General features: G+C 33.8%; 17 protein-coding genes and 1 riboswitch. Of the genes, 12 read left to right on the top strand and 5 right to left on the bottom strand.

Annotation, left to right across the window (positions count from 1 at the left end; all coding sequences use genetic code 11):
* The first annotated feature begins 78 nt into the window (after positions 1–78).
* The 8 genes from ACFOWA_RS05380 (at position 79) to ACFOWA_RS05345 (ending at position 9259) form a co-directional block, all read left to right on the top strand.
* The gene (locus ACFOWA_RS05380) at positions 79–414 is read left to right on the top strand and encodes a MerR family transcriptional regulator (protein ID WP_378982520.1); all 336 of its coding nucleotides are present in this window, start codon (positions 79–81) and stop codon (positions 412–414) included.
* 212 nt (positions 415–626) lie between these two features.
* Positions 627–1427, top strand: coding sequence for a conjugal transfer protein TraF (gene traF / locus ACFOWA_RS05375; RefSeq protein ID WP_378982519.1), 801 nt, complete (start codon positions 627–629; stop codon positions 1425–1427).
* Positions 1417–3447: a helix-hairpin-helix domain-containing protein gene (locus ACFOWA_RS05370; RefSeq protein ID WP_378982517.1), complete on the top strand. Its 2031-nt coding sequence runs from the start codon at positions 1417–1419 to the stop codon at positions 3445–3447. The genes traF and ACFOWA_RS05370 overlap by 11 nt, the downstream gene beginning before the upstream one ends.
* 3 nt (positions 3448–3450) lie before the next feature.
* Entirely contained in the window at positions 3451–4104 is a 654-nt protein-coding gene (locus ACFOWA_RS05365; RefSeq protein ID WP_378982515.1) for a ComEC/Rec2 family competence protein, read from the top strand.
* Between the two features lie 3 nt (positions 4105–4107).
* Positions 4108–5538, top strand: coding sequence for a ComEC/Rec2 family competence protein (locus ACFOWA_RS05360; RefSeq protein ID WP_378984126.1), 1431 nt, complete (start codon positions 4108–4110; stop codon positions 5536–5538).
* 1 nt (position 5539) lies between these two features.
* On the top strand, positions 5540–6316 hold the full coding sequence (locus tag ACFOWA_RS05355) for an enoyl-CoA hydratase/isomerase family protein (RefSeq protein WP_378982513.1): 777 nt from the start codon (positions 5540–5542) through the stop codon (positions 6314–6316).
* A 22-nt stretch (positions 6317–6338) separates the two neighbouring features.
* Positions 6339–6995 carry a DUF4412 domain-containing protein gene (locus ACFOWA_RS05350; protein WP_378982511.1) on the top strand — a complete coding sequence of 219 codons (657 nt, stop codon included), beginning with the start codon at positions 6339–6341 and terminating at the stop codon, positions 6993–6995.
* Between the two features lie 80 nt (positions 6996–7075).
* Positions 7076–9259, top strand: a complete 2184-nt coding sequence (locus ACFOWA_RS05345; protein WP_378982509.1) for a S9 family peptidase — start codon at positions 7076–7078, stop codon at positions 9257–9259.
* Positions 9260–10008: 749 nt separating this feature from the next.
* Here the strand turns inward: ACFOWA_RS05345 and ACFOWA_RS05340 are convergent.
* Positions 10009–11013, bottom strand: a complete 1005-nt coding sequence (locus tag ACFOWA_RS05340) for a hypothetical protein (protein ID WP_378982508.1) — start codon at positions 11011–11013, stop codon at positions 10009–10011.
* Between the two features lie 210 nt (positions 11014–11223).
* Positions 11224–11334: riboswitch (SAM riboswitch) on the top strand.
* A 267-nt stretch (positions 11335–11601) separates the two neighbouring features.
* Between ACFOWA_RS05340 and ACFOWA_RS05335 the strand changes: the two genes are divergently transcribed.
* The 3 genes from ACFOWA_RS05335 (at position 11602) to ACFOWA_RS05325 (ending at position 15544) form a co-directional block, all read left to right on the top strand.
* The gene (locus tag ACFOWA_RS05335; RefSeq protein WP_378982506.1) at positions 11602–12900 is read left to right on the top strand and encodes an O-acetylhomoserine aminocarboxypropyltransferase/cysteine synthase family protein; all 1299 of its coding nucleotides are present in this window, start codon (positions 11602–11604) and stop codon (positions 12898–12900) included.
* A 79-nt stretch (positions 12901–12979) separates the two neighbouring features.
* Positions 12980–14077, top strand: a complete 1098-nt coding sequence (locus ACFOWA_RS05330) for a homoserine O-acetyltransferase family protein (protein WP_378982505.1) — start codon at positions 12980–12982, stop codon at positions 14075–14077.
* Positions 14078–14299: 222 nt separating this feature from the next.
* Positions 14300–15544: a homoserine dehydrogenase gene (locus ACFOWA_RS05325; protein WP_378982503.1), complete on the top strand. Its 1245-nt coding sequence runs from the start codon at positions 14300–14302 to the stop codon at positions 15542–15544.
* An 88-nt stretch (positions 15545–15632) separates the two neighbouring features.
* Here the strand turns inward: ACFOWA_RS05325 and ACFOWA_RS05320 are convergent, their stop codons facing one another.
* Positions 15633–16403 (bottom strand): queuosine precursor transporter, encoded by a 771-nt coding sequence (locus ACFOWA_RS05320; protein ID WP_378982501.1) that lies wholly within the window; start codon positions 16401–16403, stop codon positions 15633–15635.
* A 152-nt stretch (positions 16404–16555) separates the two neighbouring features.
* Between ACFOWA_RS05320 and ACFOWA_RS05315 the strand changes: the two genes are divergently transcribed.
* Positions 16556–17731 (top strand): multidrug effflux MFS transporter, encoded by a 1176-nt coding sequence (locus ACFOWA_RS05315; protein WP_378982499.1) that lies wholly within the window; start codon positions 16556–16558, stop codon positions 17729–17731.
* 139 nt (positions 17732–17870) lie between these two features.
* Here the strand turns inward: ACFOWA_RS05315 and ACFOWA_RS05310 are convergent, their stop codons facing one another.
* The 3 genes from ACFOWA_RS05310 to ACFOWA_RS05300 all read right to left on the bottom strand — a co-directional run bounded on the left by ACFOWA_RS05310 (position 17871) and on the right by ACFOWA_RS05300 (position 19315).
* Positions 17871–18050, bottom strand: a complete 180-nt coding sequence (locus ACFOWA_RS05310; RefSeq protein ID WP_010602585.1) for a hypothetical protein — start codon at positions 18048–18050, stop codon at positions 17871–17873.
* A 182-nt stretch (positions 18051–18232) separates the two neighbouring features.
* Complete coding sequence (locus ACFOWA_RS05305; RefSeq protein WP_378982497.1) at positions 18233–18817, bottom strand: biliverdin-producing heme oxygenase; 585 nt, start codon at positions 18815–18817, stop codon at positions 18233–18235.
* A 78-nt stretch (positions 18818–18895) separates the two neighbouring features.
* Complete coding sequence (locus ACFOWA_RS05300; protein WP_378982495.1) at positions 18896–19315, bottom strand: response regulator; 420 nt, start codon at positions 19313–19315, stop codon at positions 18896–18898.

Raw genomic sequence — 19315 nt, 5'->3', positions numbered from 1 at the left:
TGCGTTAATAAGGAAAAATCGAGCTACATTTGAATAATTAATTAAACGATATAAAGCACTCATAATCAAGCACAAATAATGCCGTATAAAGAAAGAGACATCAATAAAATGTATTATACCATGGGCGAAGTGACTGAAATGTTTAATGTTAACGCATCTCAAATTCGATTTTACGAAAAGGAATTTGACATTTTACAACCTAAAAAAAATAAGAAAGGTAACCGATTATTTACTCCAGAAGACATAGAAAATTTAAAGATAATTTTCAATTTGGTTGATGAGAAAGGCTTTACTTTAAAAGGTGCGAAAGAGCATTTGAAAAATAATAAATCGGGTGTTAAAGAAAATCAAAAAATTATTGATTCGTTAGAAAAGCTCAAAGGCTTTTTAGTGAATTTATCGCAGGAGCTGTAGTTAATCTGTTTAAAATCCTATTTTGATTTCCTGAAAATTAAGCGGTTGTCACCCTGAATTATTTCAAGGTCTTAAACTGCAATGGAGATGTTGAATGAATTTCAACATAATAATTAATCATACAATCTTTTTGTTTTAGATTAAAATTTATCTACATTAGGATAACCAAACAACAATCACCCCTATTTTTTTAACTGGTTTAACGCCCTTTTATGAAGATATGGTATGTATTGTTAATCTCCCTAACTCCATTTTATTTATTAGCTCAAAACAATTTGGGCCCGAGGCTTACGGCTATGGGCAACAATGGCGCAGCTGTTAACGATATTTGGGCTTTGCAGGCAAATCCATCTGGAATTACCTCGATTGAGAAACCTACTGCTTCAATAAACTACATCAAACATCTTTTTAGCAACGAAGTAAGTACACAAGCTTTAGTTGCAGTTTTACCGTTCAAAAACAACTTTGTTGGTGCCAGTTTTCAGCGCTATGGTTTTTCAGAGTACAATGAAAGTAAAATCGGTTTTGCTTATGCTAAAAAGTTTGGTGAAAAATTATCGCTTGCGCTAAATGGAAATTACCATCAGCTAAAAATTAACAATTACGGCACTTCCACAGGGTTTTCAGTAGATGTTGGTGCTTTGTATCAATTAGATAGTCACTTTAGTTTTGGCGCATTTGTAAGCAATCCATCAAAGCAAAAGTTTAGCACCAATGAAATTTCTATTGAAATACATACATCTTTCAATGTTGGCGCAAGCTATTTAGCATCTGATAAAGTTTTGATTGCTACATCTATAAATAAAATCTTAAACCAATCTATAGACGTTAGTTTGGGTATAGATTATAAAATTTTTAATTTATTGAGTTTAAGAGGTGGTTTAAGTGCAAAACCTTTTAAGCAATATGCCGGCTTTGGTTTAAACTACAAAAAGCTTTTGTTAGATATGGCTACAACGTATGATGCCAACTTGGGTTATGCACCTCAAATTGCTGTTGGGTATGCGTTTTAAGTTAATAACCTTAGTTTTTGTAATGATAAGTTTTGTTGCAAATGCACAAATTGCCGAGCAGGAAGTAGATGTAAGGGATATATTAGAAAGTGTTGCAGAAAATCTTCCTGAAGATTACGACATAACAGAGTTGATAGATGTGTTAACCCGATATCGTAAACACCCGATAAACCTAAATAAAGCATCGCCAGAGGAATTGAAGAACTTAGTATTCTTATCTTCATTACAAATCAGTAATTTTTTTACTTACGTTAAGGAGAACGGCAGTTTTGTTGATGTTTTGGAACTACAAACCATTGATGGTTTTGATGTAAAAACAGTTCAAAGCTTATTGCCATTTGTTACTATAAATGCAGCCACCGAATATGAAAAACTAACTTTAAAAAACGTCTTTAATTTTGGTGAGAATGATTTGCTGATGCGATTTGCTCAAACTTTACAAAAGCAAAAAGGTTTTACCGATTTGCCCGGAAACCGATACTTAGGTTCGCCAGAAAGGTTTCAAACACGCTATCGTTTTCATTATGGCAACATTTTATCGGCAGCGGTAACTATAGATAAAGATGCCGGAGAAAAATTTATTGGTAAACCATTCGATTTTTATTCGGGAAATATTGCTTTAGCCAAGCTAGGTAAAGTAAAAAAATTAGTAGTAGGCGACTATACGTTGCAATTCGGACAAGGCATTACCATGTGGTCGGGTTTTGCGTTTGGTAAAGGACCAGATGTAACCAGCGTAGCCAAGAAAGATTTGGGATTGCGACCTTACACTTCTGCCAATGAATATTCCTTTTTGAGAGGTGCATCGGCAACAGTTAATCTATACAAAAATATCGACCTCACTCCTTTTGTGTCCTTTAGAAATTTGGATGCCAGTCAGGATGTAGATTCAGATGGAAATTTGGTTCAGGCAACCATAAATCAAAGTGGCTATCATAAAACACCAACAGAGATTGATAATAAAAATTCTTTAAGTCAGCAGATTTATGGCGCTGCATTACAATACACCAAAAACGAACTAGGAATTGGGGCAATTGCATACCACACAAATTACAGCAACAATTTTATCACACAAACGGCTACTTACGATAGGTTTAGTTTTACAGGTAATTCGTTAACAAATATGGGCGCATATTACAATTACACTTATCAAAATATTTATTTCTTTTGTGAAATTGGCAAAAGCTTAAATAGTGGTTTAGCGTATGTGAACGGTGCTTTGATAAGTTTATCGCCTGCCGTTTCTGCAGCAGTAACTTATAGAAGTTACGATAAAAATTACCATAACTTTTTCAATCAAGGTTTAGCTGAGGCAAGCGAAGCGGTAAATGAAAACGGATTGTACGCTGGCTTAAATATAATACCAAACAAGCGCTGGGCATTTTCAGTTTATGGCGATTATTTTAAGTTTCCATGGTTAAAATTTCGCGTAGATGCGCCATCAAAAGGTTACGAAATTTTAAGTCAGGCGGTATATACACCAAGTAAAACTTTTAAAATTTTAGGCAGATTTAAAACCGAAAATAAGCAGCAAAATACAGATTTAGAAGTTCCGATTAATTTTTTAGATGATGTTAAGAGAGAAACTTACCGTGTTGAAGTAAGTTGGCAATTGAACAAGAAATGGAGTTTTCAAAACCGTGCAGAAGTTTCTCAATATAAAAAAGGTGATGCTAATCGAGAATTTGGCTATTTGATTTACCAGGATGTAGATTACTCACCAATGTTTTCAAAAATTACTGGAAATGTAAGAATTGCTTACTTCAATACGCCAAGTTACAACAGTAGAATTTATGCTTATGAAGATGATGTTTTATACAGTTTTGCCTTCGGCATGTATAGTGGCAAAGGTTTTAGAACATATTTGAATTTAAAATATAACCTGGCAAAGAAATTAAATGTATGGTTTAGATACGCCATGTTTGTGTACAAAGATGTAGAAACTGTTGGTTCATATCTTGATGAAATCCAAGGAAATAAGAAGTCTGAAATAAAAATTCAATTAAGGTATCAATTTTAAGAAATGTTTAAAGCTGAATACATTTTTGCTAGGATTCTTTTCCCATTCATAATTGGTATTGGGATATTTTATTTCTTTCCAACCGAAAAAATGATTTGGATTTTAGCTGGTGTTTGTGCAATAATTTTCATCACAATATTTTTCATCAATATTTTTTATAAAAAGCTAAATGCTTACAGGTTTAAAGGTTTCACGGGTGTTTTAATCTTCCTGTTCTTTTTCGCTTTTGCAGGGTTGCTTTGCTTACTGAATAATGAAAAACTAAAAGCTGATTATTTCGCCAAGGAAAATTTTACCTATTTAAAGATTTGGGTAAATAATGAGCCGGAGCAAACAAACGATATTTTAAGGTTTAAAGCGAGGGTTGTTTCGGGTTATGAAAATTCAAAGCAAATTAAACTTAGCGGACAGTTATTACTGGCTTTAAAAATAGATAGTCTAAATCCTGTTGCTTTAAAATATGGAGATGAACTTTTCGTATCTGCCAAATATTTAGAAGTAGAGCCGCCTTACAATCCTGCTGAATTTGACTTTAAAAGTTGGCTTGCCAGTCAAAATGTTTACCAACAAACTTTCATCAATCAAAGTCATTTACTAAAAACGAACCGAAACATTGGCAATCCGATTATCAGGTTTGCTTTAAATTTAAGGGAATAGCAAATTGCAAAGTATAGAAAACTAATAAAGAATGATGAAGCTTTTGCGGTTGCATCAACACTGATTTTAGGCTACAGGGCAGATTTAAGCAAGGAAACTTTAGCTGCATATTCTAAAACGGGAACCATCCATGCGCTATCTGTTTCTGGCAGCCACGTAGCGATAATTTTCTTCATTCTCGACTTTTGCTTAGCATTCCTGAATAAAAAGCGGTTGCTCAGAATATTCAAATTTGTATTGATTTGCAGTTTAATCTGGATTTACGCATTAATCACAGGTTTATCTCCATCTGTAGTTCGGGCAGCGATTATGATTACAATTTTCATCTTTGCCAAAACATTTGCTAAAAACAAAAATGGATACAACACTTTAGCTTTTGCTGCATTTTGCCAACTCGTTTACAATCCATTTTTAATCTGGGATGTAGGTTTTCAGTTATCCTATATTTCGGTTTTTGGCCTAATACACATTCAACCTAAAATTTATAAATGGGTTTATGCTAAAAACAAATGGTTAAATAAAGTCTGGGAATTAATTGCGCTTTCATTTTCTGCTCAAATTGTTACTTTTCCACTTTGCATTTATTATTTCCATCAGTTTCCCGTATATTTTTTGATAGGGAACTTGTTTATTTTTCTTCCGTTAATTGCCATTATGATTTTAGGAATCGCTGTCTTGATTCCATTTCTAGACAAACTATCACCCATTTTTGAATGGATAATTGTGGTTACAAATTCTGTTTTAAAGTGGATTGCCGATTTGCCATATTCCACCTTTTCATCTCTTTGGATAAACTTGTATGAGTTCGCTTTATTGAGTCTAGCTTTGGGATTGTTAATTTATTCGCTTACAAAATATAATGCAAAAATGCTTTTAGCATCATCCCTAATCTATTTATTGTATTCTTCATTAATTTTCTATAGCGATTGGACGGCCATTCATCAAAAGAAAATTATCTTTTTCTCATTAAGAAAAAATTACGCTGCGGCTTTTATTAATGGCAGAGCAACTACTTTAGTTACCGATTTATCTGTTGATGATAAAAATTACCAATACTTTATTAAACCTGCATTAGAGCAATCTCAAATTAGTAAAATCGATTTTATTGACTTATTAAAAGATACCATTTCACAGCATTTCATTAGAAGAGAGAATCAAATTATTTTTGACAAATACAACATCTTTATTGCAGGCGAATCTTTAAATTATAAAACCTTGCAAGTTGATGGAAATTTTACAAGTCTTTGGTTAACAGGCAACACTAAATTTAAATTGTCAAATTTTCCAAAGAGTCTCATGTATAAAAATGTGCTTATTGATGCAACGAATAAAGATTACAAAATCAAAATATTCAAAACTTTTGCAGAAAATAATAGAGCTGAGCAACATGTTTTAAAGAAAAATCCTGCATATTTGGTGCACCTAACCCAATAACATGGAACCTCTGGTTTTATATAACGTAGCCGATAGAATTGCTACCATTACCATTAATCGCCCTGAAAAGCGAAATGCATTAAATCCCACTGTAATAGCTGAACTAACAAGCACATTTATCCAAGCCGAAGAAGATAATTTAGTTAAAATAATAGTCTTAAAAGCTAATGGTGGTACCTTTAGTGCCGGTGCTGATTTAGCATATCTCCAGCAACTTCAGCACAACACTTTCGAAGAAAACGTAGCTGATTCTAACAATCTAAAAAGACTTTTCACTACCATTTATTATTCGCCAAAAATAGTAATAGCCCAGGTTGAGGGTCATGCAATTGCAGGTGGCTGTGGTTTAGCAACCATTTGCGATATTGTTTTTGCAACACCCGAAAGCAATTTTGGCTACACGGAAGTAAAAATTGGTTTTGTACCAGCCATTGTTTCATGCTTTTTAAGGCAAAAAGTTAACGAAACTGTTGCTAAAGAAATTTTATTGACTGGCAATACATTCCCTGCGGCGCAAGCATTAAAATATAATTTAATAAATTTTGTAACGAATTCATCAGAAATTAATCAAACTGTTAAAGAATTTGCATTAAGTTTGTGTACAGGAAGTTCTGGTAATTCACTGATGATTACAAAGCAGTTGATTAGTCAAACTACAAATCCTTTATTAGAAAAAATATTGGAAACGGCGGTTCAAATTAATGCCCGTGTTAGAGAAAGTGACGATTTTAAAAAAGGAATAGCATCATTCTTAAACAAAGAAAAAATTAATTGGTAAAAAACTAAATTGAAATAAAAACATGTTAAAATCAATCAAAACAAGCGTTGTCGCTTTAATTTTAGTAAGCACGGCAATTATTGCACATGCTCAAAAGAAAATGTCTGAAGGTACTATTGTGTATGGTATCAAATATAAAATTGAAGCTCCTGGTGCTCCAGAAGAACAAAAGGTAAAATTCAATGGAGATATTTCTAAATTAGAAATGGAATTTGGTCCTGCTGCAATTGGTGTTTTAATGGATAACAAATCTCAAACCGGGATGGTTTTGGTTGATATTCCTGTAGCTCAAAAACAATATGCAGCAAAAATGACTAAAGCAGATATGGAAGAATCTAACGCTGCAAAACCAAAATATTCTGATTTTAAAGCAACTGGAGAGAAAAAAACAGTATCAGGTTACAATGCAGAAAAATACACATTTAAAGATGATAAAGGTGGAACAGGAGAATTATGGGCTACTTTAGATGTTGAAGTTCCAGCAAATATTGCAACTGCTGATTTCAAAGATATTAAAGGAACAATTGTTTTAGTTGATACTCCACAAGCAACAATTACATTAAAATCTTTAACTGAAGGTAAAGTTGGTGAACTTTCTGTAACTAAAGCACCTGCTGGTTACGATGAAATTACATATGCTGAATTAAAAGCAATGCAACAACAAGGTGGTGGTGAATAATTAACCACTTTCAATTAATATAAGGCTTTTTAACTGCCGGCTTTTTATTTAAATTAGCCCAAAAGTTAAAAAGCTTTTTTATGCCTTATTTTTTTATGATAAAAAACTTACTATTTACATTATCACTCATTTGCATAGCCATATTTGCAATATCTGATGTACAAGCTCAAAGTATAAACTGGGCAAAAGATGGGAATTCTTATTACCAAATTGCTGGCGGCGAAATTATTTCTGTCACCCTTCCAAAAAGTGATAAAAAAACAGTTATTTCTAAAGCATTATTAACTCCTACCGGAAAAGATAATGCTATAGCAGTTAGAAGTTTTCAGCTTTCGGATGATGGAAAGAAAGCACTAATCTACACCAACAGTAAAAAAGTTTGGCGTTACGATACCCGTGGAGATTACTGGCTGGTCGATTTAATAGCCAATAAAATTACTCAAATTGGTAAAGATAAACCGGCATCATCTTTAATGTTTGCCAAAATATCTCCCGATGGCACTAAAGTAGCTTACGTTAGCAAACACAATTTATATGTAGAAAACGTTGATGGAACGGGCTCAAAAGCTTTAACAACGGATGGAACCGATAGAATGATTAACGGCACATTTGATTGGGTTTACGAAGAAGAATTCGATTGTCGTGATGGTTTCAGGTGGAGCCCGGATAGCAAAACCATTGCCTACTGGCAAATTGATGCTACCAAAATCAAAAATTTTTTAATGATAAATAACACCGATTCTATTTATCCTTATACCATTCCGGTAGAGTATCCTAAAGTTGGTGAAAATCCATCAGCTTGTAAAGTTGGTGTAGTTGATGTTGCATCGGCAAAAACAAACTGGTTAAATATTCCGGGTGATAACATCCAACATTATATTCCCCGCATGCAATGGGTACCAAACACCAATGAAATTATTTTACAACAACTTAGTCGCGAGCAAAATGAAAGTAAAGTTTTCCTTTGCGATGCTGCAACTGGTACTGCTAAATCAATTTATACCGAAAGTGCAAAAGCCTGGATTGATGCTCAAGATGAATGGAAATGGTTAGCCGATAATAAAGAATTTACCATTCTTTCTGATAAAGATGGCTGGAATCATTTGTACAGAATCAGTCGCGATGGTAAAAAAACTACCTTGGTTACCAAAGGAAATTACGATGTAATTGATGTAAAACTAATTGATGAGAAAAATAACTATGTTTATTTCATTGCATCACCAACCAACGCAACACAAAAATATTTATTTAAAACCAAATTAGATGGAAAAGGCAAACTAGAACAGGTTACGCCATCTATCCTACCAGGTACACACAATTACGACATTTCTCCAAACGCAACGTTTGCACGTCATACATTCAATAGCGCTGTAATCAGACCAATTACTGAGTGGATGAATTTCACCACCGGCAATCCTTTTACTATGGATGGCAGCTTAACCACACAATTATCTAAACAAGAAGCACCAAAAAATAAGGTAGAATTTTTTAAAGTAACTACCGACGATGGCGTTGAAATGGATGGCTGGATGAAAAAACCAGATAACTTTAATCCTGATAAAAAGTATCCCGTTGTATTTTATGTTTATGGCGAACCGGCTTCACCAGCCGCCTCAGATACTTACGGTGCTGGCCGTAACTTTTTATACGCTGGCGATATGGCTAAAGATGGTTACATCTATATTTCGATGGATAATCGAGGTGCTCCTGTTCCAAAAGGCGCAACCTGGCGTAAAAGTATTTACAAAAACATTGGTGTAATTAACATCCGCGATCAAGCCATGGCTGCTAAAAAATTGTTAGCTACAAATGCATTTATGGATAAAGATCGTGTAGCCGTTTGGGGTTGGAGCGGCGGCGGTTCATCAACCTTAAATTTGATGTTTCAATATCCAGAAATCTATAAAACAGGCATTGCCATTGCAGCAGTTGGTAACCAATTAACCTACGATAACATTTATCAAGAGCGTTACATGGGCACTCCATTTCCAAGCAAAGAGGCTTACGTAAAAGGTTCGCCAATTACTTATGCCAAAAACCTAAAAGGCAATTTACTGTATATTCATGGTACTGGTGATGACAATGTGCATTACCAAAACGCCGAAATGCTGATTAACGAGTTAATCAAAAACAAGAAGGTTTTTCAGCTAATGATTTATCCAAATCGTACACACGGTATATCCGAAGGCGAAGGAACAAGTGAGCATTTATCGCTTACATACACCAAATTTTTAAAAGATAATTGCCCACCTGGAGCAAAATAAAATAGACTTTGTAAAGCAATTTCAGCGGGGCTATCGGTTTCGATAGCCCCGCTTTACATTACAAGCCCAATGAAAAACTAAGGCTTTTCATTGCAATCGGGTTTATGTAACAAAGTTGAGGTGCTTTTGGGGAATAATAAAGTAATTTTGAAAACTCAGTTTCCGTGAATTCTGTGTTTCTGTGGCAATTTTATCACCATGATTTTTTGGAAATGAATGTTCAGTAATCCTTTTGATATTTCAGTCCCGCTTTGCATTACAAGCCCAATGAAAATTGAGGCTTTTCATTGCAATCGGGTTTATTTAACAAAGTTGAGGTGCTTTTGGGGAAGTTTATAAAACGTATTATGCCCATAATCATTCCCTAACATTTGGGGAATAATAAAGTAATTTTGAAAACTCAATTTCCGTGAATTCTGTGTTTCTGTGGCAATTTTAATAGCATAATTTTGGGAAACTTACGTTCAGTAATCCTTTTGATATTTCAGTCCCGCTTTACATTACAAGCCCAATGAAAAATTGGGGCTTTTCATTGCAATCGGGTTTAGCAACAACGGTTTGCGCATTTCGCAAACCCTTAAAATGGAACACTACATTTGCAAAATAGCCCCGGTTGAAGCGAACACGAAGCAACAGCCATTTCGGCTGTTAGCGCAGTAAAGCGTAAAACGGGAACAAATTTAGTTTCTTGCACAAGCCTTGCGCTGCTAATTACAAACCGCTTGATATATTTAAACCAGTTTCAAAATCTATTTTGGATTACAAACCGTTACCAACTTAGCAGAATAATTTGCATTTAGCGGCTCATTTGTTTGAGCCAAACGTTGTGAACCTGTATTTGCCGGACAAGCAATATCACCCGCTGCATCGTAAATTAACTTAGTGCCATCGGCTACCAACTCTTTTGGTACATAAACCTGAACTTTAGTAATTGCATAACCTGATGGGAAATAACGTACATAATAACCATCAGGATGTTTGGTCCATATTCCGCTTGGTACATCGGCTCTTGGAGTGGCCATTCCGGCAATAATGGCGTACTTTTCCATATCGGCATAAGTATAATTGCCTGAAGCTACAAGCTGGCGAATGTTATTCTCAGCCTCAAAAACCGCCTTTATACCCGATGGAAGCTGGTCTTTTGCTTTTTCCATAACATCAAATGGTAAAACACCCAACGCACCACCCTCCAATTGGGTTAACTGTTTTGGTGTTAAAAGCTTAACTGCTGTTAATTTAATGGTTCCATTAAAGTCAGAAAACTTTGTTCGGGCAATGATTGCCCATAATAATGCTTGTATATCGTGCTGTTCTACATCAGGGTGTTTTTCTGCACTTTTTAAAACGGAAACCACTACCTCTTCTTTAGCACCTAAAACCGGCGCAAACATATATCCATCTCCTTTTGAAGGAGCAAATGTTCCGGCTTTTAAACAATAACTTTTATTGGTCATTTCGTAAAAACCTTCGCATAATACAAAACCACCATCAGGGTTTTTTGGTAATAAATATAGCGGCTGAAATTTTGCATTTGCATTGAAATCAGGCATCTTTTCTCCTGTTCTATCAACATCTTCGAAGGAGGTGGTAATGGCTGCAGGTTGCTTAAGAAATTTATCAACACCCAAAGCCTTAGCACCTTGGGCGGTTCCAACTTTAAGCAATTTATCCTTTAACCCACTAAATTGAGCTTTGGATGCTGAACCTGATAATACAATTATTACTAAGAGTGAAATACATTTGATTTTTTTCATGACCGTTTATTAATTAAGATATACAAACATAAAATTTTGACGTTAAATTTATGTTAGCAATTAGCTTATGTTTTGTGATATAAAAATACTAACCTGATTTACAGATATTTAATAAATATTCAAAATTTTATTTTGTTGTTTCAATTTAAATTATCACATTTGAAATATTATTTGGTAGATAACTAAATAAAAGTCAATCTTAATCGGATTGATTTATAAAGAAGTGACGAGAGACTGGCTCTATGACCCACTGGCAACCCTCAGAAAGAGAAGGTGCCAATTCCTGACTAAATAACATGGTGTTATTTGGTACTATAAATTAAAACTGATGAAAAAATTAAATCTACAATCGCAAAGCGAAACAACAGGCACCTCAAATCGAAAAAGTACGCCTTCAATTTGTTATGGTATGCAGTCTAGTGTATGTATGTGCTGTTGCATATGCTAATTTAAAATCTTCCTTTTTTGTTTCTTTTCAAATTGGAAGGTCCTGATAAATCGGGATACGCCAGGTTCCATGATTATAAAATTTTATAATCTATCGAGATTAATTCAATTAATTAAATACTTATTAAATCATTAAAAAAAATGTCAACATCATATAAATTTGAAACATTACAACTTCACGCTGGTCAGGAAATAGATCCAATAACTGGTTCAAGAGCTGTTCCAATCTATCAAACCACATCTTACGTCTTTAAAAATGCCGAGCATGGCGCAAATCTTTTTGCATTAAAAGAATTCGGAAACATCTATACGCGTTTAATGAATCCAACGACTGATGTTTTTGAAAAACGAATTGCTGCATTAGAAGGCGGAGTAGCAGCTTTGGCCGTTGCATCTGGTCAGGCTGCACAATTTATTGCGCTACATAATATATTAGAAGCTGGAGATAGCATCATTTCCTCGACACATATTTATGGCGGTACATACAATCAATTTAAAGTTGCTTTTAAACGTTTGGGTATTCATGTTGATTTTGCAAATCCAGATGTTCCGGAAGAATTTGAGCAAAAAATCACAGAAAAAACAAAAGCTATTTATTTAGAAACGATTGGAAACCCAGCGTTCAGCGTTCCGGATTTTGAGAAAATTGCTGCTATTGCAAAAAAGCATGATATTCCATTTATTGTTGATAATACATTTGGTGCCGGTGGATATTTATTTAAACCTTTAGAACATGGCGCTAATATCGTTGTAGAATCTGCAACTAAATGGATTGGCGGACATGGAACTAGTATTGGTGGTGTAATTGTAGATGGTGGAAATTACAATTGGGGCAATGGAAAATTCCCTCAATTTACCGAACCATCAGAAGGTTACCACGGTTTGGTTTTTAATGACGTATTTGGTTTTAATGGACCGTTTGGTAATATTCAATTCATTATTCGGGCACGTGTAGAAGGTTTAAGAGATTTAGGTCCTGCCCTTTCGCCTTTTAATTCATTTCTTTTACTTCAAGGTTTAGAAACTTTATCACTTCGAGTTCAGCGGCATGTAGATAACGCTTTAGAATTAGCAACCTGGTTGGAGAATCATCCACTTGTTAAAGAAGTACATTACCCTGGTTTAGCAAGCAGTAAATATAACAACCTAGCTAAAAAGTATTTAAGCAACGGCTTTGGTGGGGTTTTATCATTCGAATTAAACGGAACTAAAGAAAATGCAACACAAGTAATAGATAGTTTAAAACTGGTTTCTCATCTAGCAAATGTTGGAGATGCAAAAACATTAATCATACAACCATCTGCAACAACGCACCAACAACTTAGTGATGTAGAGCAATTAGCAGCTGGAGTAAAACCAAATGCATTAAGGGTTTCTGTTGGTATTGAGCATATTGATGATATAAAAGCAGATTTTGAGCAAGCTTTTGCCTCCATCTAAACTTGAAGAACTCAGAAATTTAGAAGCTTATTCACCAAAAAACCTGAAAAGAAATTAAGAACATATAGCAAGTTAGACAATGCAGAAGAGCAAAATCAATAGCAATTCATCCCAATTAAACAATTTAGAACATTTATATTATTATCCTAAGCAATTTAAATTAGAGAACGGAAAAAAAATGCGAAACCTACAAATTGCTTATCAAACGTATGGAAAATTAAATGCCAATAAAGACAATGTAATATGGGTTTGTCATGCTTTAACCGCTAATGCTGACGTATTTGAATGGTGGGAAGGTTTGTTTGGTCAAAATGCATTGTTTAATCCCAGCGAGCATTTTATTGTTTGTGCTAATGTTTTAGGTTCTAATTATGGCACCACAAGTCCGCTAAGTATAAATCTTGTAACTGGTTTGCCATACTACTTATCGTTTCCACAATTTACAATTCGCGATTTTGTATCTGCGCACCAGCTTCTGGCCAATCATTTGGGTATTGATAAAATTAAATTATTAATTGGTGGTTCTTTGGGCGGTCAGCAAGCAGTAGAATGGAGTATAATTGAAGCAAATAAAATTGAGAATTTGATATTGGTTGCTACCAACGCGGTTCACTCTCCATGGGGTATTGCCTTTAACGAAAGTCAGCGTTTAGCCATTACCACAGATAGAACTTTCTTTGCCAATCAACCAGACGGAGGAAGCAAAGGTTTAAAAACAGCAAGAAGTATTGCACTTCTGAGTTATAGAACCTACAATGCTTATGGCAGCACCCAGGTAGAAAGTGTGAACGATAAAACAGATAATTTCAGGGCTTCATCTTATCAAAATTATCAAGGCGAAAAATTGATAAATCGCTTTAATGCTTATAGTTACTATTATTTAACTAAAGCAATGGATAGTCATAATGTTGGCAGAGGAAGAAAAAGCATTGCCGAGGCTTTGAAACTTATTAAAGCAAACACTTTGGTTATTGGAATTGAAAATGATTTTTTGTTTCCGGTGTCGGAACAGAAATACCTTGCAGCTCATATTCCGAACGCTGAGTTTGCGGCCATTCATTCTGAATATGGTCATGATGGTTTTTTGATTGAAACAAATGCTTTAACAAACATCATCGGAACTTTTATTAAAGAGAGTAGAGATAAAAAGATATTTAAGTTGCAGCATACGGCCTGAGAAAGATAAAGAAACAAAGAATAAGGAATAAAGATTAAAGAACAAGGAGTTAAGATTAAATCTTTAAGTTCAGTATAAAAATTTATTCAGCGTTAATCTGTGTTTCTTTGGTAAAAAAGTGCCAATACAAGGTTCTTATTTAAAAAAATTAAAATAAAATTTAGCGGCGTGAGTTCAACAAATTGGTCTTGATACTTGCTGCTAAATACAATACTATAAAACATGAGTAAAAATTTAAAAATAGGATTGTTTGGTTTCGGGGTTGTTGGCCAGGGATTATTGGATATTATCCAAAGTCAAAACCTAAACCTCGAGATTATTAAAATAGCCATTAAGAATCCTAAGAAGAAGCGTAGTCTGGATAAAGATTTATTTACAACAGATAAAAATGAAATTTTAAATAACGCTGAAATCAACACGATTGTAGAATTGATTAATGATGCAGATGCCGCTTATCAAATTGTAACCACGGCATTAAAAAATGGTAAAAATGTAGTATCAGCCAATAAAAAAATGATTGCTACGCATTTAAAAGAGTTGGTAGATTTACAGCAAAAACATGGCACATCTTTATTATACGAAGGTGCAGTGTGTGGTAGTATTCCAATCATCAGAAATTTAGAAGAATATTACGACAATGAATTGTTTCACGCCTTAAGTGGTATTTTCAATGGCTCTTCAAATTATATTTTATCTAAGGTATTTAACGAAAATCAGAGTTATGATGCTGCTTTAAAAGAAGCGCAAGATTTAGGTTTCGCAGAAACAGACCCTATTTTAGATGTAGGTGGTTATGACCCAAAATATAAATTGGCAATAGCTACAGCCCACGCTTATGGTTTATTTGTAAATCCCGATGCGATTCTAAATATTGGTATTCAAAACCTTTCTCACCATGATATTAAATATGCTCGAGAGAAAAATTTTAAAATAAAATTGGTTCCAACTGCCCGAAAGGTAAATAAAAAAGATATCGTTACTTATGTTTTACCCAAATTGGTGGCAAAAGATGATTTCTTGTATAATGTTGAAAATGAGTATAATGCAGTTACCGTTCAAGCGGCATTTGCCGATAAACAATTCTTTTTTGGTAAAGGTGCAGGCGGTCATCCGACTGGAGCAGCAGTGTTATCTGATATTGCAGCCTTAAGATATGATTATCGTTATGAATACAAAAAGTACCATTCAGAAAATGGCGTAAAACATACCGAAGATATATTGCTCGAAGTGTATCTACGTTTTACAGATGATGATTTAATTAGTTTATTGGAGTTTGATAACATTAGCGAGCGCTATTCCGCTAGCGAGTATAAATATGTCATTGGAACGGTTAAATTGGAAAACTTAATTAAAAACCGCGACTTACTTTTAGATGCTAATGTATTTGTGGCTTACACCGGCCGACAAATTTACAAGCAAGAACAAGTTGCAGAAAACGTATATGCAGAAGAATTAGCTGCAAACTAATTTTATAAGATTAATTTTTTTATTTGTTTTGTTGTTAAGCATAAAGGTCGGAGCGATTCCGACCTTTTGTTTTATATCTTAAATCAACTTATCCCCTTCCTGCCATTTCAATTAACTTTCTTGCTAAATCTTTACCTAAATAACCATCAATAATTGCATGCACTACGTATAAAATTGGGGTCATTAAAACGGCGACAAAAAATTTATAAATATAGTTTACCAAACCAATTGCGGCAACCATTTGCCAGCTGTAATGGTATTGAGGATTTAAATAAAATGCGATAAAAATTACTACAAAACTATCAATCAATTGAGATACTAAAGTTGAACCTGTTGCTCTTAACCACAAAGATTTTTCTCCGGTGAATTTTTTTATGCGATGGAAGATGATAACATCTGCTAGCTGACCTACAATAAATGCAATAATAGACCCTGCAATTATCCACATTCCCTGGCCAAAAATACCGGCAAAAGCATTATTCATATTCAAATCTTCGCCGTTTATTTTTTGATGTACCCAAAAATCTGCTGCACTTAAATGCATAGAACCCCAAACAACTAAAAAAGCGAAAGCAATTAAAATAGAAGTCATTATGGATAAAAACCGAACTTGTTTAACACCAAAATATTCATTGATGATATCCGTCATGATGAAAATAATAGGCCAGGTTAATACACCAGCCGACATCACAAACGATAAGTTTGGAACACCAAACAAATTAATATCAAATTTTTTAAAGCCTAGTGTTTCTTCAACACTAAATAATTTAACACCAATAAATTCTGATAATATTGCATTTGCCACAAAAAAGCTACCAAGGATGAGTAGTAAACGGCTTTCTTTAGTCTTAAAAGTCATAGAGCATAAATCTAAATATAAAACAAACTAGTTTTACCTGTTTTTATTTTAAAATTATAAAATAGCATCCTTTTTACAATCTCTCGACCTTTAAAATAGTTTTAGAAAATAAATCTACCAATCTTTGCGGCTTCAAAAAATCAGAAATACCTATGGCTAAGAAACAGCACTTTTACCTTATACTTATTTTAGGCTCTTTGGCTGCTCTTGGACCATTTTCCATTGACATGTATTTGCCTGGTTTTCTAGATATTGCTAAAGATCTTAAGAGTACAGAATCAACGGTTGCACTTTCACTATCTAGTTTCTTTATTGGTATTTCGGCAGGGCAATTACTTTACGGACCGCTTTTAGATAAATATGGGCGTAAAAAGCCGTTATATTTTGGTTTAGTGCTTTACATTGTTGCATCATTGTTATGTTTAGCCGTAGCTAATGTAAACCAATTAATTGTTTTGCGTTTTGTGCAAGCTATTGGTAGTTGCGCAACTGCCGTAGCTTCAGTAGCAATGGTTAGAGATTTATTCTCTGTAGAAGAAAGTCCGAAAGTTTTTGCATCATTAATGTTAGTTATTGCAGTTTCACCTATGTTGGCTCCAACTGCAGGTGGCTATTTAATTTCCGCCCTGGGATGGAAGTATGTGTTTGTATTTTTAGGTTTTATGGCAATTTTGATGTTGCTTGCATCTATATTTAAACTGCCAGAAAGTTATAAACCCGATCCCAATTATTCTTTAAAACCAAAGCCAATATTGAAAAGCTTTCTCTCAGTTTTAAAAGAATCTCAATTCTCAACTTACGCATTAATCAGTTCGATAACTTTCTCAGGATTGTTTGCTTATGTTTCTTCTTCGCCAACTGTTTTTATGAAAATTTATGAAGTTAGTAAAACAGGTTACGGATGGATTTTTGCACTTTTATCGGTCGCCTTTATTGGCTCAAGTCAACTAAATAGCCTAATATTGAAATGGTTTACTAGTAAGCAAATTGTTAAATGGGCATTATTGGCACAATGTGCTTTTAGTTTAATTTTCCTGGTTTTCGCCTTGAATGATTGGCTTAACCTATACTCAACAATTGGCTTTATTGCTTTATTTTTATGCTGTTTAGGTTTTATTAATCCAAATGCTGCAGCACTGGCTTTGGCTCCATTTAATAAAAATGCAGGAAGTGCATCAGCTTTAATGGGTGCTTTACAGATGGGATTAGGCGCTCTAGCATCTGTAATGGTTAGTTTGTTTAACGAGCATTCGGTAGTGCCAATGCCGTTGGTAATGACTGCTGCTGCATTTATCGCTTTATTTTGTTTATTAATTAGCAAGAAATAATCAAAGCGATTTGAGCCATTAGACAGTTTAAATTCTTCTTTTTGATCTGTCACCTCACAGACAGAAATAAATTCAAAACCAATTAAACGCAAAAAGGTCCCGATTATATCAGGACCTTTTCGTTCATACTCGCGAAATATTATTTTCCAGAGTTTTTCTTGTCAGTTACTTCTGCACGGATTTCTTGTGCTAAAACTTTAAGATCTTGCATTGCTTTACGCACACGAGTACCAGCAGCTGCATTGCCAGCATTATAAAATTTTTCTACATCTGCTTCAATCGCAGCAACAGCAGCTTTAACTTTTGAGAATTTTTCCATCGCTAATTGATGTTTTTAAGGTTTAAAAAATTTATTTTTTTCAATAATACATATTTACTGTGAATTAACAAGATAAAGCAATTATTAATTTGAAAGAAGTTTTGCACATTTTTGTCGCATCAACATGCCTTTAAGGTATTATAGAAGTATTTTTTAGTATTTATGATTGAATTTACTTTCCATTAATTAAGCTGTTTTGATAATTTAATCAAATTGCCAAAGGTTTCATTTGCGCTCCTAACACACTTATCAAAATCAATTTCCTTAACCTCTTCATTTAATATTTGAACAAAATTTTTCCATTTAGAACCAAGTTCATTACCATAAACGCCATAATAATTTAAACCACCATCAAAATTTTTAAAGTTAGGATTTGCCAAAATATACTTTTTTATTACGTTTCCACCCAATGTAGCCCCTTCTAATACATAAAGTGCACCTAAAACTTCAGTATTATCTTTCTCTGGCACATAAAAATCAAAATTTGGCTTTGGCAAAGTTTCCTTATCAATATTCCAAAAATCAATATCTCGTATTAGGGCATTTAATTTAATCGGAACGTTTAAATCTAATTTAGAAGCTATGTTTTCATCTAACATACTTATTAATTTATTCTCTAGCGCCTGATGAATGAGATAATTTATAGTAAGTAATTTTTTGTAGTCATTAATGCTTAAACTATTGTTCATAATTTCATTAACAAACATTAACGATTCAAGTTCTTTGTGGTTTTGAGCAGTTTCTGTTCTTAAAATATTAGCAATCATTAATTAAATTTAAAATGTAAAAAGGTGTAAAATAAAAAAATCCGGGAGCTGGCCCGAATCTTTTTTATTATAATAGATTTAGTTTAATCTTAAATGCTGGTTAAACCAAAAATCGTGTACAGAATGGACACACTTTACTAAGTTATCATATCCATCTGGTTTTGTTAAATATGCATTTGCTCCAAACTCCATTGATGCTTTAATGTCATCAGGATTATCTGAGGTAGAAAATAATATTACTGGTATTGACCTTAAGAATGGGATATCTCTGATGATTTTAAGCAAATCGATACCTGATAAGCCTGGTAAGTTTAAATCCAGCAAAATTAGTTTAGGTTTAATTTTACTTTCTTCGAAACTTTGCAACCTGCGTAATGCTTCTGTGCCGTCTTCAACAATGGTTAAATTTAAAGATTCTTTAACCTCGCTTACCGCAGTTTGCATAAAAAATGCATAATCTGTATCATCTTCAACATAAAATATATCCGGTGTTTTCAT

Origin of the sequence: Pedobacter lithocola, from assembly GCF_042650845.1 — a bacterium.
Lineage (GTDB): Bacteria > Bacteroidota > Bacteroidia > Sphingobacteriales > Sphingobacteriaceae > Pedobacter > Pedobacter lithocola.
Note: the sequence above shows the minus strand (reverse complement) of the source record. Positions and strands in the feature narration are given on the sequence as shown.

Coding starts and splice junctions, on each gene's coding strand:
- ACFOWA_RS05380 (WP_378982520.1), top strand. CDS start 79: ATGCCGTATAAAGAAAGAGACATCAATAAAATGTATTATACCATGGGC.
- traF (WP_378982519.1), top strand. CDS start 627: ATGAAGATATGGTATGTATTGTTAATCTCCCTAACTCCATTTTATTTA.
- ACFOWA_RS05370 (WP_378982517.1), top strand. CDS start 1,417: ATGCGTTTTAAGTTAATAACCTTAGTTTTTGTAATGATAAGTTTTGTT.
- ACFOWA_RS05365 (WP_378982515.1), top strand. CDS start 3,451: ATGTTTAAAGCTGAATACATTTTTGCTAGGATTCTTTTCCCATTCATA.
- ACFOWA_RS05355 (WP_378982513.1), top strand. CDS start 5,540: ATGGAACCTCTGGTTTTATATAACGTAGCCGATAGAATTGCTACCATT.
- ACFOWA_RS05350 (WP_378982511.1), top strand. CDS start 6,339: ATGTTAAAATCAATCAAAACAAGCGTTGTCGCTTTAATTTTAGTAAGC.
- ACFOWA_RS05345 (WP_378982509.1), top strand. CDS start 7,076: ATGCCTTATTTTTTTATGATAAAAAACTTACTATTTACATTATCACTC.
- ACFOWA_RS05340 (WP_378982508.1), bottom strand. CDS start 11,013: ATGAAAAAAATCAAATGTATTTCACTCTTAGTAATAATTGTATTATCA.
- ACFOWA_RS05335 (WP_378982506.1), top strand. CDS start 11,602: ATGTCAACATCATATAAATTTGAAACATTACAACTTCACGCTGGTCAG.
- ACFOWA_RS05330 (WP_378982505.1), top strand. CDS start 12,980: ATGCAGAAGAGCAAAATCAATAGCAATTCATCCCAATTAAACAATTTA.
- ACFOWA_RS05325 (WP_378982503.1), top strand. CDS start 14,300: ATGAGTAAAAATTTAAAAATAGGATTGTTTGGTTTCGGGGTTGTTGGC.
- ACFOWA_RS05320 (WP_378982501.1), bottom strand. CDS start 16,403: ATGACTTTTAAGACTAAAGAAAGCCGTTTACTACTCATCCTTGGTAGC.
- ACFOWA_RS05315 (WP_378982499.1), top strand. CDS start 16,556: ATGGCTAAGAAACAGCACTTTTACCTTATACTTATTTTAGGCTCTTTG.
- ACFOWA_RS05310 (WP_010602585.1), bottom strand. CDS start 18,050: ATGGAAAAATTCTCAAAAGTTAAAGCTGCTGTTGCTGCGATTGAAGCA.
- ACFOWA_RS05305 (WP_378982497.1), bottom strand. CDS start 18,817: ATGATTGCTAATATTTTAAGAACAGAAACTGCTCAAAACCACAAAGAA.
- ACFOWA_RS05300 (WP_378982495.1), bottom strand. CDS start 19,315: ATGAAAACACCGGATATATTTTATGTTGAAGATGATACAGATTATGCA.